General features: G+C 67.5%; 17 protein-coding genes. 11 read left to right on the top strand and 6 right to left on the bottom strand.

The genetic code is table 11. From position 1 onward, the window contains the following. Positions 1–104: 104 nt before the first annotated feature. The 5 genes from T8K17_RS01245 to pcaC form a co-directional block, all read right to left on the bottom strand. Positions 105–713 carry a superoxide dismutase gene (locus T8K17_RS01245; RefSeq protein WP_322332720.1) on the bottom strand — a complete coding sequence of 203 codons (609 nt, stop codon included), beginning with the start codon at positions 711–713 and terminating at the stop codon, positions 105–107. Positions 714–846: 133 nt separating this feature from the next. Then, positions 847–1,752 carry an NAD(P)-dependent oxidoreductase gene (locus T8K17_RS01240; protein WP_322332719.1) on the bottom strand — a complete coding sequence of 302 codons (906 nt, stop codon included), beginning with the start codon at positions 1,750–1,752 and terminating at the stop codon, positions 847–849. Then, positions 1,749–2,972 carry a CoA transferase gene (locus T8K17_RS01235; RefSeq protein WP_322332718.1) on the bottom strand — a complete coding sequence of 408 codons (1,224 nt, stop codon included), beginning with the start codon at positions 2,970–2,972 and terminating at the stop codon, positions 1,749–1,751. Before T8K17_RS01235 ends, T8K17_RS01240 begins: the two co-directional genes overlap by 4 nt. 71 nt (positions 2,973–3,043) lie before the next feature. Beyond that, on the bottom strand, positions 3,044–3,970 hold the full coding sequence (locus T8K17_RS01230) for an NAD(P)-dependent oxidoreductase (protein WP_416153188.1): 927 nt from the start codon (positions 3,968–3,970) through the stop codon (positions 3,044–3,046). Between the two features lie 37 nt (positions 3,971–4,007). After that, on the bottom strand, positions 4,008–4,391 hold the full coding sequence (pcaC, locus tag T8K17_RS01225) for a 4-carboxymuconolactone decarboxylase (RefSeq protein WP_322332716.1): 384 nt from the start codon (positions 4,389–4,391) through the stop codon (positions 4,008–4,010). 194 nt (positions 4,392–4,585) lie between these two features. Between pcaC and T8K17_RS01220 the strand changes: the two genes are divergently transcribed. The 4 genes from T8K17_RS01220 (at position 4,586) to T8K17_RS01205 (ending at position 6,939) form a co-directional block, all read left to right on the top strand. Next, positions 4,586–5,041 (top strand): dihydroneopterin aldolase, encoded by a 456-nt coding sequence (locus T8K17_RS01220; protein WP_322332715.1) that lies wholly within the window; start codon positions 4,586–4,588, stop codon positions 5,039–5,041. Between the two features lie 60 nt (positions 5,042–5,101). Beyond that, positions 5,102–5,284, top strand: coding sequence for a hypothetical protein (locus tag T8K17_RS01215; RefSeq protein ID WP_322332714.1), 183 nt, complete (start codon positions 5,102–5,104; stop codon positions 5,282–5,284). 122 nt (positions 5,285–5,406) lie between these two features. Continuing rightward, positions 5,407–5,994: a hypothetical protein gene (locus T8K17_RS01210; RefSeq protein WP_322332713.1), complete on the top strand. Its 588-nt coding sequence runs from the start codon at positions 5,407–5,409 to the stop codon at positions 5,992–5,994. A 24-nt stretch (positions 5,995–6,018) separates the two neighbouring features. Further along, the gene (locus T8K17_RS01205; protein ID WP_322332712.1) at positions 6,019–6,939 is read left to right on the top strand and encodes a pirin family protein; all 921 of its coding nucleotides are present in this window, start codon (positions 6,019–6,021) and stop codon (positions 6,937–6,939) included. A gap of 186 nt (positions 6,940–7,125) precedes the next feature. Here T8K17_RS01205 and T8K17_RS01200 read toward each other — a convergent pair whose 3' ends face one another. Next, positions 7,126–7,884, bottom strand: a complete 759-nt coding sequence (locus T8K17_RS01200; protein ID WP_322332711.1) for an SDR family NAD(P)-dependent oxidoreductase — start codon at positions 7,882–7,884, stop codon at positions 7,126–7,128. A gap of 133 nt (positions 7,885–8,017) precedes the next feature. Here T8K17_RS01200 and T8K17_RS01195 point away from each other — a divergent pair, with 133 nt between their 5' ends. From T8K17_RS01195 to T8K17_RS01165, 7 genes are all read left to right on the top strand, one after another. Continuing rightward, entirely contained in the window at positions 8,018–9,004 is a 987-nt protein-coding gene (locus T8K17_RS01195) for an SMP-30/gluconolactonase/LRE family protein (RefSeq protein ID WP_322332710.1), read from the top strand. A gap of 27 nt (positions 9,005–9,031) precedes the next feature. Continuing rightward, a complete protein-coding gene (locus T8K17_RS01190) occupies positions 9,032–9,970 on the top strand; it encodes a hydroxymethylglutaryl-CoA lyase (protein ID WP_322332709.1) in 939 nt (312 codons plus the stop codon). Between the two features lie 6 nt (positions 9,971–9,976). Continuing rightward, complete coding sequence (locus tag T8K17_RS01185) at positions 9,977–11,158, top strand: CoA transferase (RefSeq protein ID WP_322332708.1); 1,182 nt, start codon at positions 9,977–9,979, stop codon at positions 11,156–11,158. Positions 11,159–11,212: 54 nt separating this feature from the next. Then, positions 11,213–11,737, top strand: coding sequence for a PAS domain-containing protein (locus tag T8K17_RS01180; RefSeq protein ID WP_322332707.1), 525 nt, complete (start codon positions 11,213–11,215; stop codon positions 11,735–11,737). 79 nt (positions 11,738–11,816) lie between these two features. Then, positions 11,817–12,419, top strand: a complete 603-nt coding sequence (locus T8K17_RS01175) for a helix-turn-helix transcriptional regulator (RefSeq protein ID WP_322332706.1) — start codon at positions 11,817–11,819, stop codon at positions 12,417–12,419. 98 nt (positions 12,420–12,517) lie between these two features. Continuing rightward, entirely contained in the window at positions 12,518–13,135 is a 618-nt protein-coding gene (locus T8K17_RS01170) for an HD domain-containing protein (RefSeq protein ID WP_322332705.1), read from the top strand. Positions 13,136–13,412: 277 nt separating this feature from the next. Further along, on the top strand, positions 13,413–14,378 hold the full coding sequence (locus T8K17_RS01165) for a dimethylarginine dimethylaminohydrolase family protein (RefSeq protein WP_322332704.1): 966 nt from the start codon (positions 13,413–13,415) through the stop codon (positions 14,376–14,378). Positions 14,379–14,452 lie beyond the last annotated feature (74 nt).

The following is a 14,452-nucleotide window of genomic DNA, read 5'->3' as shown; positions in this document are numbered from 1 at the left end:
TTCGGCGCCGACTTCCTGTCAATTGTTGACAGTTCGCTGACCTCTCGCTCTCCCCTTTCGAGCCTGCCGAAACGGGATGAGCGAGAAAGGAGTGTTCTAGTCTATCAGGAAGCCTGACCGAAGATCTCGGCGACGCGCTCCCAGTTGACCAGATCGTTCACGAAGGCCTTCACGTAGTCCGGACGGGCGTTGCGGTAGTCGATGTAGTAGGAGTGCTCCCACACGTCGCAGCCGAGCAGGGCGGTGCCTTCGCCGGTGGCGAGCGGGTTCACGCCGTTCGGGGTCTTGGTGATGGCGAGCTTGCCGTCGTTGCCGAGGATCAGCCAGCACCAGCCGGAGCCGAACTGACCGACGCCGGCCGCGATGAAGTCCTCCTTCATCTTGTCGACGCTGCCAAAGTCGGAGACGATCTTCTTCTCCAGCTCGCCCGGAATGGCGCCGCCGCCATTCGGCTTCATCCATTTCCAGAACTCGACGTGGTTCCAGTGCTGGGCCGCGTTGTTGAACAGGCCGCCGCCCTTGCCGCCGTCGTAGGAGGCCTTGACGATCTCCTCGAGCGACTTGCCCTCCAGGCCGCTGCCCTCGAGCAGCTTGTTGCCGTTGGTGACGTAGGCGTTGTGGTGCTTGTCGTGGTGGTATTCCAAGGTTTCCTTGGACATGACCGGCGCCAGAGCGTCGTGCGGATACGGCAGATCGGGAAGTTCAAAGGCCATGGGTGGCTCTCCTCTCGTGAAATTCTGTACCGCGGGGATATCCCCGTGGGGGCCGGTGCGCGGGTAGAGGTGGCGTGCGGAGCCGCGTCGTTCTCGGCCGCACGTCACCATGTAATGCCAAGAGATTTCTTGTCTAGAGGGAAGCCGTCTTCGACGACGCGTCGGACACCGCTTCCAGGAATTCCTCCAGGGTCTCTGGGTCGCCGCCGGCGAAGCGTTCCCGCAGGCCGAGATCGGCCACCCACATCTGGCGGTCGCGGGTGCCGAGCGCGGTGGACGGCTCCAGGCCCAGGTCGCGCAGGGTGTCGGCTACGCTCTCCATCTCGATCGCCCGGCGCTTTCCGTGCAGCGCCATGCGGCCCATGTGGAAGGTCGCCACCTGGCGCCAGTCGAGACCCGGGAAGGTCGACTGGATCGACGCCAGCACTCGGTCGGCCACGCCGGCCCGGTCGGCGGCCACCAGGCTCTCGCACAGGATCGCCTCGATGCCCTTCATGAAGACCGAGCGGGCCATCTTGATCGTGGACGCCTGGCCGATCTCCGTGCCGACCACTTCCACCTTCATGCCGAGGCCGGTCATGGTCTCGGCGACGGCTTCCGCCGCCTCGCCCGCCAGCAGCATCGGCACCACATGGCCGCGGCCGAGGACGGTGTCCATCACCGCCACGTCGACGTAGCGGCAGGCGGAATTGCTCTCCACCGCCTTGGCCGCCTTCACCTTCTTGCCGGGCGAGCAGGAGTTCAGGTCGAGATAGAGCTGGCCCTGGCGCAGGTGCGGGGCGGCGCCCTCCGCCGCCTCCAGGGCGCGCTCGGAGGTCACCGTCGACAGGATCAGGTCGGCCTCGGCCACGGCTTCCGCCGGGGTGTCGCAGGCGGTGGCGCCGAAGCCTTCGGCCTTGGCCCGCCACGCGTCGCGGGTCGCCGGGTCGGCCGCCAGGATGTCGTAGGTGGTGACGGATTTGGCACCGGCGCCGAGCAGGCCGCGGGCGAGTTCCGGGCCGGCCTCGCCGAAGCCGATGAAGGCGAGCTTCACACTCATCCGACCGCTCCCGCCTTGCGCAGGGCCGCGATCTGATCCGCCCCGTATCCCAGTTCGGCCAGCAGCCCGTCGGTGTCGCCGCCGAGCTCCGGGCCCGGGCGTTTCGGCGGTGCCGAGCCGGAATTGCGGATCGGATGGGCGACCATGCGGAAAGCCTCCTCAAGCCCGAGTGCCGCCCCGTTGGGTGGCGGGGCGAAGTCGTGGATGCCGTCGCGCTCGGCGACGAAAGGGTTGTCCATGGCGTCGGCGATGTCGAGGATCGGCGAGGCGGGCACGGTGCCGCCGAACTCCGCCATCCATTCGGCCGTGGTCTTGGCGCTCAGCGCGTCGTCCAGGATCTCCTGGATCGCCGGTCGTTCGGCCAGCCGCGCCTTGAAGGTGGCGAAGCGCGGATCTGTCGCCAGCTCCGGGCGGCCGATCTTCTGGCACAGCGCCGGCCAGAACTTCTCCTTGTTGCACATCAGGTAGATCCAGCCGTCCCTGGTCTTGTAGGTCTGGCAGGGGGTGAGGGACGGATGGGCCGAACGCGGCAGCCGGTCCTGCACATGGCCGGCGTTCAGGTACCAGGTGGAGAGATAGGTCACCGTGTGCAGCGCCAGGTCGAACAGGCTGACATCGACGTCGCGGCCTTCGCCGGTCTGGCGCGCCTGCAGGATCGCCGAGGTGACGCCGAAGGCCATGGTGACGCCGGTCATCAGGTCGACCACCGAGAGGCCGAACCGGCTCGGCGGGGTGCCGGGCTCGCCGGTGACCGAGAACCAGCCGGCTTCCGCCTGCATCAGGTAGTCGTAGCCGGGCCAGGTCTTGCGCGAGCCGTCGCGGCCATAGGCGGAGAGATGGGCGCAGACGATCTTCGGGTTCACGTCCTTCAGGCTGGCATAGTCGATGCCGAGCTTCTCGGGGACGTCGCCGCGCAGGTTGTTGGTGACCGCATCGGCGGTGGCCGCCAGTTCGCGGAAGATGCGCCGCCCGTCCTCGCTGCGGAGGTCGAGGGCGACGCTGCGTTTGTTGAGGTTGAACGAGTGGAAGAACTGGCTCTGCCGGCCCTCGTCGTCGAAGAAATACGGCCCGACGGCGCGCGCCATGTCGCCGCCGTCGGCCGGGTTCTCGACCTTGATGACCTCGGCCCCTTGGTTGGCGAGATACATGGTGCCGAAGGGTCCGGCACCATACTGCTCGACCGCCAGGATGCGGACACCCTCCAGCGGTTGGCCTGCCATGGCCTCCTCCTCTCGTTCGTTTCCTCTCCGGGCCGTCCCTTATGGGGTGGGACGGTCCCGGCCGGTTCGGCTCAGGCCTTGGGGCCGTTGAGCTTGATCTTGTTGGCCTTCTCGAGCACCTCGATCGTCGCCTCGTGGGCGGCGGTCGGCATGATCTCGTTGTACTTCGACCAGATATCGTTCAGCGAGTTCAGCAGCGGCGCGGTCATGTCCTGATCGCCGGCCAGGCCGTTGGCGATGCCCACGTCCTTGGCCATCAGCGCGGTGGAGAAGCCGGAGACATAGGTCCGCGGCAGCACCGACTGGTGGTACTTGCGCTCGGTCGACGAATTGCGGCCGGTGGAGACGTTCAGGATGTCGACCATGGCGGACGGGTCGAGACCGAACTTCTGACCGATCAGCAGCGCCTCGTTGGCGGCGGTGAGGCCGACGGCGGAGAGGTAGTTGTTCAGGCACTTCATCGCATGGCCGGCGCCGAGCGGACCGCAGCGGAAGATGTTCTTACCAGTGGCTTCGAAGAACGGCATGACCTTGGCCAGCGCGTCCTCGTCGGAGCAGCCGACCATGATGGACAGGGTCGCGTTTTCCGCCCCGGTCACGCCGCCGGAGACCGGCGCGTCGATCAGGGTGATGCCCTTGGCCTTCAGCTCTTCGCCCAGCTCGCGGGTGCCCACCGGGGCTGACGAGCTCATGTCCACGAGGATCTTGCCCTCGGCGAAACCGGCGGCGAGGTTGTCGCCGTCGCCGAAGCAGATGCGGCGGACAACCTTGCCGTCGGGAACGATGGTGACGATGACGTCGGACATCTCCGACAGGGCGGCGAGGCTGGACGCCCGCTTCGCGTCGAACTCCTCGGCGAAGCGGCCGAGCTTGTCCTGGTCCAGATCGAAGACGGCGATATCGACGCCGGCCTTCTTGGCGTTGCGGGCCATCGGCCAACCCATGTTGCCGATGCCGATCCACCCGACGGTGATGTCGGACATGTCTTTCTCCGTGATTGAACGCGTTCCTGGGATGGTGCGGGGGCGGTGGGGATCAGTCGACCCCCATCTCCTTGAAGACTTCGCGGGCGTTGCGGAAGGCGTCGATCGCCGCCGGCACGCCGCAATAGATGGCGGTCTGCAGGAAGACTTCCTTGATGTCGTCCTTGGTCAGCCCGTTGTTGATGGCGCCGCGGATGTGCAGACGCAGCTCGTGGCTGCGGCCGAGGGCCACCAGCATGCCGAGGTTGAGCATCGAGCGCTGCTGGCGGCTCAGGCCCGGACGGCCCCAGACCTCGCCCCAGCAGTATTCGGTGACCAGCTCCTGCATCGGCATGTTGAAGTCGTCGGCGGACGCGATCGACTTGTCGACATACTCCGCACCCAGGACTTCACGCCGGTTCTTCAGGCCGGCCTCGAACATGGCCTTGTCGCTCATGGATTTTCCTCCGATTTGTATACAAGATTGGCGCAGACCCTAGACCCGACGGGACGTCGCGCCAAGATAGGAAGGTGATGGGGCGGGTTTCGCCCCTTCGATGGCGGGTTTGGGACGACAAAGCCCCATATGGGAGTCTAGGGTGCGCACCGCTCGACCACGCAACCCCGTATTTTGAGGGTGCGGCACCTTGCATGGAACTGGCTGAGAAGACGACGATGGCGCCCGAGGGACCGATGACCTTCACACTCGACGAACCGCGCGCGGCGGATGCCACCGAGGTGGTCGATGCTCTCTACACGGTGCGGATCAACGCCCTGGTGGTGGATTTCCAGATCGGCATCCATGCCCATGAGCAGGGCGTGCGCCAGCGCGTGCGGGTCGATATCGCCGTCGACGTCACCCGGCCCGAGGGCGGCTTCCGCGAGGACTACGCCCGGGTCTACTGCTACGAGCGCATCGTCAAGGCGGTCCGCGCCCTGGCCGGCGGCGGCCATGTGAAGCTGGTGGAAACCCTGGCCGACCGGGTGGCGGAAATCTGCCTCGCCGACGAGCGCGCGCAGCGGGCCGAAGTGACGATCTCCAAGCTCGACGTGTTCCACGACGCCGAGAGCGTCGGCGTGACCGTGGTGCGCCGCCGGGTGGGTTAGGCTGCTTGCCGCCGGTGTTTCCGGCGTTATATCTTCGCCTGGGTCGTTGGAGATCGTCTGATGGCGAAGAACACCGGAAGCGAGGCCCGCAAGGGCGCGGTCAAGGAGCGGGTTCAGATCAAGAACCCTCTGACCGAACGATGGGTGAAGATCGATACCCGCACGGGCCGCATCGTGTCGCATAAGACGACGCCGGGACCCTACAAAGGCATAGCCAAAAAAACTGTCGGAAATCAGGGCTAGTTTTGCCGCTCCTCTTCAACCCTTTGTCTGAAGAGGTCCTTGAAAGCGGCCCGAAGATCCTTCTCCCCAGGCACGCGTTCATCATGTGTCAGTTGGGCGACCCGCCGGAATTGGATCGGCGGATGCTGGACGAATTGTGCACGCAACTGCCCCTTCACGGGTTCACCCCGGTCACGGCTGACAGCAACGTTGGCGGCAAGGATTATCTCGGTCGGATCGTCGATCTCATTCGAGGGACCGGCCTGACGGTCGCGGTGTTCAGCCACGAGACACGCGTCACGGCATTCGCCAATATCTGTTTGGAACTCGGTATGGCGGTGACATTCGGCAAGCCGATCGTTGTGGTCAAATCCGAAGCCGCCCCGCCGCCTTCGGATCTCAAACGCACCGACTGGATCGTGCTGGACCCGGAGCGTCCCGACCCGTTCCGGGCCAAGGTCCGGCAAGCGGTCGAACAACTCGACGGGTGGGTCGGCTTTGTCGAGGCCCAGCTCGAGACCCTGGCCATGGCGTCGAAGCCGGATTGCGGCATCGCCTTCGAGCTGGCGGTAAAATCCTTCCTGATCAGCGGTGAAGAGCGGTTCATCGGGAGCGCGGAACTCCTGCTTGAGCGACTGGGTCCGGCGGATCGGGACGGCGCCTATTCAGATCTGGAGCGACTGCGGCAGGACATCGGGGTATTTGTCCATCAGGCGCGTCGCACTTTGTGAAATCCGTGTGAGAGGAGCAACGGCATGAGCACCCTTCAGGAACTCGATCCCGACTGCTATCCCGAGGGTCGGCTCGACGCCGTCGATCTCACCATCGTGCCCCGCGCCCGGGATATCGGCGGGTTCGAGGTACGCCGCGCCCTGCCTTCGGCCAAGCGGCAGATGATCGGGCCGTTCATCTTCTGGGACCAGATGGGGCCGGCCGCCTTCCCGATCGGCGAGGGCATCAACGTCCGCCCGCACCCGCATATCGGCCTCGCCACCCTGACCTATCTGTTCGACGGCGAGATGTATCACCGCGACAGTCTCGGCACGGCCCAACCGATCCGGCCGGGCGAGGTTAACCTGATGACCGCCGGCAAGGGCATCGTCCATTCCGAGCGGATGGACGACGCGGTCAAGGCGCTGGGGCCAAACCTGTTCGGCATCCAGTCCTGGATCGCCCTCCCCAAGGGGCGCGAGGAGATCGACCCGGGGTTCGAGCATCGCGACCAGCAGGCCCTGCCGACCCTGGAGGCGGAAGGCAAGGCGGTCCGGGTGATCGCCGGCTCGATGTGGGGCGTGAACTCGCCGGTCACGACCTTCTCGGAGATGATCTATGCCGACGTGGCGCTGGAGACCGGCGCCCGGCTGCCGATCCCGGCGGAGCACGAGGAGCGCGGCATCTACGTCTCCGAAGGCACGATTTCCATCAACGGCGACCGATTCGAGTGCGGCCAGCTCCTGGTTTTGCATCCGGGCGACCCGGTCACCGTCGAGGCGGCGAGCCGGGCGCGCATCCAGGTGCTGGGCGGCGAGCCGATGGACGGCCCACGCTTCATCTGGTGGAACTTCGTGCACTCGTCCAAGGACCGGATCGAGGCGGCCAAGGCCGACTGGAAGGCCGGCAAGTTCGACGTCGTCCCCGGCGACGAGGAAGAGTTCATCCCGTTGCCGGATAAGTGAGGGCGGCGGTTTCGCGCTTTCCCGTGTCTCACCAAAATTATTCCGACTTCCTGGACAAGCTCCGGACCAGATCCGGAGCGCGATCCAGGATCTTGCCGCGGACGGGTCGGTGTCACGGTCCTGGATCGTCCCCCGGAGCAAGTCCGGGGATACGTCCAGGAAGTCGAATAGAGTTGATGAAGTGAGCTACCCGATCCGCTGCATCGCCCCGTCGACCGGGATCGCCGCACCGCTGATGTAGCGGGCGAGCGGGGAGGCCAGGAACACCATCAGGACCGCCAGATCCTCCGGCTCGCCGAAATAGCCCGCCGGGATGTAGCGGTCGATGAAGGCCTGCCGGCTCTCGTCGGTGGGATGCAGGTTGTTGCGGATCTGGTCGGTGTTGATCCGGCCGGGGGCGATGGTGTTCACCGTGATCCCGAACGGCGCCAGCTCGACCGACAGGGTGCGCGACCAGGACTGGAGGGCGGACTTGGCCGGGGCGGCGGCGTTCATCGACAGGCCGACCATCGCGCCGGTCACGTTGATGATCCGGCCCCAGTTCCGCTCCTTCATGCCGGGCACGATCGCCGCGGAAACCTGGCGGGACGCGGCGAAGTTGAGCTGGTGCGCCCGCTCCCACGCCTCCTCGTCCCAGGCATCCTTCATCGGCGCCGAGGCGCCGGCATTGTTGATCAGGATGTCGATCCGGCCCTCCGCCGCCTCCAGGGCCTGCGCGGCGATCCCGGCGCACTGCTCCGCGGTGCCGAAGTCTCCGGCGATGGTGACGGGCGCCGGCGCGCCGGTCGCGGCGACCTCGTCGGCCAGCGCCTGAAGTGCCTCGGCCCGCCGTCCGGTGAGGATCAGCTTGGTGCCTTCCGCCGCCAGCAGCAGGGCCGCGGACCGGCCGATGCCGGCCGAGGCGCCCGTGATGAAGGCGGTCTTGTCGGATAGAAGCAGGTCCATTCTCTCGTCCTCCGGTGGATGCGGGGCCGCATCATGCCAGGGGATCGACGCGCCGCAAGATGCCGCCCCGGCATCACAGCATGCACATGGCCGTCTTTTCGGCCCCTCGTGACGGCGCTACAGTCCGGGCGTCATGGATTTTGTCATTGCCCCCGATGCCGTCTCGTTCTTCGGTCGCGACCTGCGCCGGCCGGAATGTGTCGCCTGCACCCAGGCCGGCGCGATCTGGGTCAGCCATGCCCTGCCCGAGGGCGGGGGCGGCGTGGCCCGGCTGGACGAGGACGGCACACCCCATTTCGTCGTCGCCACCGAGGGTGCGCCGGCGGATTTCATGCCGAACGGCTGGTCGATGGCGCCGGACGGCTCGTTCCTGATCGCCAATCTGGGCGACAGCGGCGGCGCCTGGCGGCTGTTTCCGGACGGGACCTGCACGCCGCTGCTGCTGCAGGCCGGCGGCTATCCGGTGCCGCCGGTGAACTTCGTCCATCTGGACGAGGAGGGCCGGGTCTGGATCTCGATCAGCACCTGCCGGATCCCGCGCGACCGGGCGTTCCACAGGGACGTGGCCGATGGGTTCGTGATCCTGATGGACGCGATCGACCGGCCGGAGACCGCCCGCATCGTCGCCGACGGGCTCGGCTACACCAACGAGGTCAAGGTCGATCCCTCCGGCCGCTGGCTCTACGCCAACGAGACCATGGCCCGGCGGCTGTCCCGCTACGAGTTGAAGGGCAGGGGGCTGGGTAACAGAGAGAGTGTGGTCGACTATATCGACGGGGTGATCCCCGACGGGTTCGAGTTCGACGCCGAGGGCGGCGTGTGGTGCGCCAGCGTCATGAGCAACCGGCTGGTGCGGGTCGCCCCGGACGGTAGCCAGCACGTGATCCTGGAGGATTGCGACCCGGCGGAACTGGCGCCCGCCATGGCCCGCTGGCGCGACGGCAGCTTCACCCGCGACGACATGATGATCGGCGCGCGCCGGTCGCTGCGGAACATCGCCAGCATCACCTTCGGCGGCCCGGACCTGAAGACGGTGTATTGCGGCTCGCTGGCGGGCGAGGGCCTTGTGACCTTCCGCTCCCCGGTCGCGGGTGCCGTGCCGCCCCATTGGACATTCTGAATAATCTGAATAATCGGAGGAAACGAGATGACCCAGGTGCGCAAGGTTGAGGTGACGGATGTCGGCCCGCGCGACGGCCTGCAGGCCGAGAAGCGCCTGATCCCCGCGGCCGAGAAGATCGCCCTGATCAACCGGCTGATCGATGCCGGCGTGCCGCGCATCGAGGCGACCTCCTTCGTGTCGCCCAAGGCGGTGCCGCAGCTCGCCGACGCCGCCGAGGTGATGGCCGGGATCGACCGGAGCAAGGGCGCGATCATCGCCACCCTGGTGCCGAACGCCCGCGGGGCGATCCGCGCCGCCGAGTGTCAGGTGGACGAGATGGTGGTCTTCGTCTCCGCCTCCGAGAGCCACAACAAGAAGAACGTGAACCGCTCGGTCGAGGACTCCCTGAAGGGCTTCGAGGAGGTCGCCAAGATCGCCGGCGACGCCAAGATCCCGGTGCACGGCGCCATCGCCACCGCCTTCGGCTGCCCGTTCGAGGGCAACGTGGCGCCGGAGCGTCTGGCGATGATCGCCAAGCGGTTCCAGGACATGGGCTTCGTCGGCATGACCTTCGGCGACACCACCGGTATGGCGACCCCGCCGACCGTGCGCGCCGGCATCGCCGCCGTCCGCGAGGCGGCACCCAAGCTGACCATGGGCCTGCACTTCCACAACACCCGCGGCATCGGCCTTGCCAATGTCATGGTCGGGCTGGACGAGGGCATCGACAAGTACGAGAGCTCCTTCGGCGGCACCGGCGGGTGCCCCTTCGCGCCGGGGGCCACGGGCAACATCTGCACCGAGGACCTGGTCTATCTGCTGCACGAGATGGGCATCGAGACCGGCATCGACCTGCGCAAGCTGATGGCGATCGGCTGCGACGTGGAGACGGTGGTGGGCCATCCGCTGCCGGGTCAGGTGATGAAGGCGGGCCAGCGGCTCGACCTGCATGACATGGACGCCGTGCGTACCGCGGAAGGGTGATCATTCGTGTCCGAGACTGACATTACGGGCGCCCCGGCCGGGGCGCTCGACGGGATCCGCGTTGTCGACCTGACCCGCATCCTGGCGGGACCATTCTGCACCCTGATGCTCGCCGATTTGGGCGCCGACGTGATCAAGGTGGAGCCGCCCGCCGGCGACCCGGTCCGCGGCCAGGGGGCGATGGTCGACGGCTATAGCTGGTACTTCGCCCAGTTCAATCGCAACAAGAAGTCGGTCGTGCTCGACCTCTATACCGAGGAGGGCAAGGCCGACCTGACCGCGCTCCTGGCGACGGCGGACGTGGTGGTGGAGAACTACCGGCCGGGCGTCTTCGCCAAGATGGGCTTCTCCGCCGCGCGGCTGGCCGAGATCAATCCCCGGCTGATCTGCGCCAGCGTGAACGGCTACGGCTCGACCGGCCCCTATGTGGACCGCCCGGCCTTCGACTTCATCGCCCAGGCGATGAGCGGCTTCATGGCGGTGAACGGCGATCCCGACGGCCCGCCCCGGCGCGCCGCGCCGCCGATCTCCGACCTGATCGCCGGCCTGTACTGCGCCTTCGGCGTCGTCTCGGCCCTGGAAGCCCGGCACCGCACCGGCCGCGGCCAGCAGGTGGAGAGCAGCCTCACCGGCGGGCTGATGTCGATGATGGCCTATCTCTCGGCCGAGTATTTCGCCACCGGCCAGAACCCGACCCGCACCGGCAACAACCACCCGATCGTCGCCCCCTACGGCCTGTTCGAGGCGGCGGACGGCGAGATCGCCGTGGCCCCGTCGAACGACACCTTCGTGGAGCGCTTCCTGCGCGTCCTCGGCCTGGAAGGCCTGCTGCAGGAGCCGGATTTCTCCAGCAACGCGCTGCGCATGGCGAACCGGGAGGCCCTGAACGCCCGGATCAACGCGGTGACCCGGGAGAAACCGGTGGAGCACTGGATCGACGCCATCAACAGGGCGGGCTGCCCGGCGGGCCGGGTCATGGGGCTGGACGAGGTCTTCACCGATCCGCAGGTGCTGGCCCAGGAGATGGTGATCCAGTCGGAGCGCCCGGGCCGCGCGCCAATCAAGATGACCGGCTTTCCAGTGAAACTCTCCCAGACACCCGCGGCCCTGCGGCAGCCGCCTCCCGAATTGGGAGAACACACCGAGCAGATTTTAACCTTTGTGAGAAATGCCACAAAGTCGCATTGACGCTGGGGAATTCTGTCCTCACGATTTCGTCAGCTCTTCTTACCGGGACCCCCGATGGCCCTACCCGACTCCGAACTCGTTTATCCGGACCTCGACACAAGCTCGGTCGAATACGCGCCGGACTTCAGCACGGCCGGGGTTCGCTCGTGGTTGCAGACCACGAAGATGCGCGACGTTCTCGACTTCTGGAACGACATCCGCCAGTTCCGCCGGTGTCCGGAACTGGCCGATGTCGATCTCGATACGGTGCCGGAACTGGCCAACTGGATGATTCTGCTGGAGCGGCCGGTTCCGGGCGGCGACTGTCTGTTCCGCACGGTGGGCAAGAAGATCGTCGAGCTGTCGCATCTGGACGTCACCGGCCAGCCGCTGATGGCCCTGCCGGATCCGGAATACCGCCGGATGTTCCAGGCGAACTGCGACGCGGTCACCCGCGCGGCCATGCCGCTCGCCTCGCGCTACCGCCGGGTTCTGAAGGGGCGCATCTTCGATTTCGAACGGCTCGACCTGCCGCTGATGCTTGAAAGCGGCCGGATCGGCGGCGTTCTCGTCGGCATGCACGCGGCCGGCGCCGACTGACGGGCGGTTCCGCCCGGTTGCGGTTTCCGCGCCGATCCCCGACGATGGCGGTCCGGCTTCCGCATCCGTGGAGGGTTCCATGAATTTCGGTCCCGTCCTGCGCCGCATCCGCGCGGTGCGCCGGCTCAAGCAGCAGGCGTTGGCCGAGCTGGTCGGCGTGACCCAGGCGACCGTCTCGCGCTGGGAGAACGGCGATCTGGTACCCGGCGAGGAACAGCGCCGCCGGCTGATGCGTCTGCTGCACAGCTCCGCCAGGCTCGGCGCCGATCACGGTCTGCGCCGTCTGGTGGAGACTTCGCCGCTGCAGGTCCATCTGGTCTGCGACATCACCCACCGCCTGCTCGCCGCCTCGCCCGCCCGCGAGGCCGAATGGCTGTCCGATGCCCGCTCTTGGGAGGGCCGCTCGCTCTACCGCTTCGCCACCGAGGAGATCAGGGAGGCCGAAGCCAGGCTCGACGCCTGCGGCTGGTTCGACGGCAAGGTGCCGGGCGCCTATTTCTGGACCGGGGCGGGCGATCCGGAGCGGCCGATCCGCATCCAGCCCGGCTACTGCCTGTGGGAGCGCCTGACCCTGAACGACGGCAGCCCCGTGCGGATGGCGACCACGCTGGGTCCCGACTCGGTGCCGGCCAGCGTGCTGAAGAGCTTCGTCGACCTGGGCGGGGCCGCGCCCGCCGCCTGACGGGGCCGCCGGGCATGGGGGCCGCATAACTTATACGTGGAGGGCCTGCCGGCCCGCCCGTAGCCTCCCCTGGACCCCAGACACCGGCGGAGGTCCCCATGCAGTCCCATGCCCGCACCCTCATCGACTTCCTCGCCTTCAGCGAGCGGCTGAAGCGGGAGCTGCGCCATTCCTGGCTGTCCGACGGACGGCGGGAGAGCGTGGCCGAGCATTCCTGGCAGATGGCGCTGATGGCGATCCTGGTGGTCCCGCATCTGCGCAATCCGGTCGACCTGCTGCGGGTGCTGGAGATGATCGTCGTGCACGACCTCACCGAGGCGGCGATCGGCGACATCCCGGCCTTCGAGGCCGGCGCACGGCAGGAGACGAAGCGGGCGCGCGAGGCCGAGGCGGCGACGCGGATCCGCGACAGTCTCGACCCGGATACCGGACGGCATGTCTTTGCCCTGTTCCTGGAACTGGAGACCGGCGGCACGTCGGAGGCGAAGCTGGTCCACGCGCTCGATCGGTTGGAGGTGCAGATCCAGCACAATCTGGCCCCGGACGAGACCTGGGAGCCGGTGGAGTACCCGATGGTCTTCTCCCGGCTGCGGACGCCTTGCGCCCATGACCCGTTCCTCGCCGCGCTGGCGGAGCTGGTGGAGGCGGATGGGGCGGCGAAACTGGCGGCGGCCGGGGTGGACGTGGCCGCGGTCCGGCGCGCGGCGGCGGCGTGAGCGGGGGGAAGAGGGCTCCGGCCTCGACCCTTGATCTATCCCTAACCATCCTCTCCCCTTCCCGTCATCCCGGGGCCGCCCGGACTTGATCCGGGGGGCGCCCGGGACCCTGGCTCTTACGTTCTCACGGGGTCCCGGCCGATCCCCGGAACAGGTCCGGGGTTCGCCGGGATGACGACTGAAGGGGGACAGCGGATAGCGCTCCCAAATTTCCCCCCTTTGACTTTCGCCCGCCTCCCGACAATTCTCGCGCTCCAACGCGATCGGAGAGAGACCCGTGGACAAGACCGGCAACACGTTCAATTCGGCGGCCTATGGCGGACCCGGCTGGCAGGGGCGCACGCGGACCCACCGCGAGGAAATCGGCGATCTCTGGACTGCCAGCGGCATCGACAGCGAATACGCCACCCTGCGCTCGGTGCTGCTGCACCGTCCCGGCGGCGAGCTGGCGGCCGCCCTTGAGGATCCGAACTCGGTGCAGATGCTGGAGGCCCTCGACCTCGGTCGCGCCGGCGAGCAGCACGACGCCATGGCCGAGGCCTACCGGACCAACGGCGTCGACGTTCAGTATGTCGACCCGGCCGGCCAGCCGACCCCGAACCAGATGTTCTGCGCCGACCTGTTCGTGATGTCGCCGGAGGGCGCGATCCTGGCCCGTCCGGCCTCCACGGTGCGGGCCGGCGAGGAGCGCTGGATCGCCCGCCGCCTGGCCGATGCCGGGGTGCCGATCCTGCGGACCCTGACCGGCACCGCCGTGTTCGAGGGCGCGGACCTGATGTGGCTCGACCCGGAGACGGTGATGGTCGGCCTCGGCCTGCGCACCAACGAGGACGCCGCCGCCCAGATCGCGTCGTCCATGGAGGAGATCGGGGTCGAGACCCTGGCCGTCGACATGCCGTTCGGCACCATGCATTTCATGGGCATGCTGCGGATCGTCGACAAGGATCTCGCCATCTGCTGGCCGCGCCGCACGCCGTTCTCGGCGGTGCGCGCGCTGGAGGAGCGGGGCTACGAGATCCTCTGGCTGCCCGACGGCGAAAGCGACGGCACCCTGAACCGCGCCCTGAACATCGTGACCCTGGGCCCGCGCAAGGTGCTGATGCTGGCCGGCTACGACGCCGTGCAGAAGGTCTACGAGAAGGCCGGGATCGAATGCGTGACGGTGGACGGCTCGGAGCTGGTCAAGGCGGCCGGCGCCATCGGCTGCCTCACCGGCGTGGTCCGGCGGGATCTGGTGGGGTAGGGGCCCTGACGCGCATTCCCCGTCATCCCGAACTTGTTTCGGGACCTCACTTTGCCCTATCGCGGGCGGGGTCC

The sequence above is a fragment of the Thalassobaculum sp. OXR-137 genome (assembly GCF_034377285.1).
Classification (GTDB): Bacteria; Pseudomonadota; Alphaproteobacteria; order Thalassobaculales; family Thalassobaculaceae; genus Thalassobaculum.
Note: the sequence above shows the minus strand (reverse complement) of the source record. Positions and strands in the feature narration are given on the sequence as shown.

What these genes read in the sequence shown, in the direction of transcription:
- T8K17_RS01215 (WP_322332714.1), top strand. Translation starts at nt 5,102, where the DNA reads ATGGCGAAGAACACCGGAAGCGAGGCCCGCAAGGGCGCGGTCAAGGAG.
- T8K17_RS01180 (WP_322332707.1), top strand. Translation starts at nt 11,213, where the DNA reads ATGGCCCTACCCGACTCCGAACTCGTTTATCCGGACCTCGACACAAGC.
- T8K17_RS01210 (WP_322332713.1), top strand. Translation starts at nt 5,407, where the DNA reads ATGCTGGACGAATTGTGCACGCAACTGCCCCTTCACGGGTTCACCCCG.
- pcaC (WP_322332716.1), bottom strand. Translation starts at nt 4,391, where the DNA reads ATGAGCGACAAGGCCATGTTCGAGGCCGGCCTGAAGAACCGGCGTGAA.
- T8K17_RS01205 (WP_322332712.1), top strand. Translation starts at nt 6,019, where the DNA reads ATGAGCACCCTTCAGGAACTCGATCCCGACTGCTATCCCGAGGGTCGG.
- T8K17_RS01190 (WP_322332709.1), top strand. Translation starts at nt 9,032, where the DNA reads ATGACCCAGGTGCGCAAGGTTGAGGTGACGGATGTCGGCCCGCGCGAC.
- T8K17_RS01175 (WP_322332706.1), top strand. Translation starts at nt 11,817, where the DNA reads ATGAATTTCGGTCCCGTCCTGCGCCGCATCCGCGCGGTGCGCCGGCTC.
- T8K17_RS01245 (WP_322332720.1), bottom strand. Translation starts at nt 713, where the DNA reads ATGGCCTTTGAACTTCCCGATCTGCCGTATCCGCACGACGCTCTGGCG.
- T8K17_RS01235 (WP_322332718.1), bottom strand. Translation starts at nt 2,972, where the DNA reads ATGGCAGGCCAACCGCTGGAGGGTGTCCGCATCCTGGCGGTCGAGCAG.
- T8K17_RS01195 (WP_322332710.1), top strand. Translation starts at nt 8,018, where the DNA reads ATGGATTTTGTCATTGCCCCCGATGCCGTCTCGTTCTTCGGTCGCGAC.
- T8K17_RS01220 (WP_322332715.1), top strand. Translation starts at nt 4,586, where the DNA reads ATGGAACTGGCTGAGAAGACGACGATGGCGCCCGAGGGACCGATGACC.
- T8K17_RS01240 (WP_322332719.1), bottom strand. Translation starts at nt 1,752, where the DNA reads ATGAGTGTGAAGCTCGCCTTCATCGGCTTCGGCGAGGCCGGCCCGGAA.
- T8K17_RS01170 (WP_322332705.1), top strand. Translation starts at nt 12,518, where the DNA reads ATGCAGTCCCATGCCCGCACCCTCATCGACTTCCTCGCCTTCAGCGAG.
- T8K17_RS01200 (WP_322332711.1), bottom strand. Translation starts at nt 7,884, where the DNA reads ATGGACCTGCTTCTATCCGACAAGACCGCCTTCATCACGGGCGCCTCG.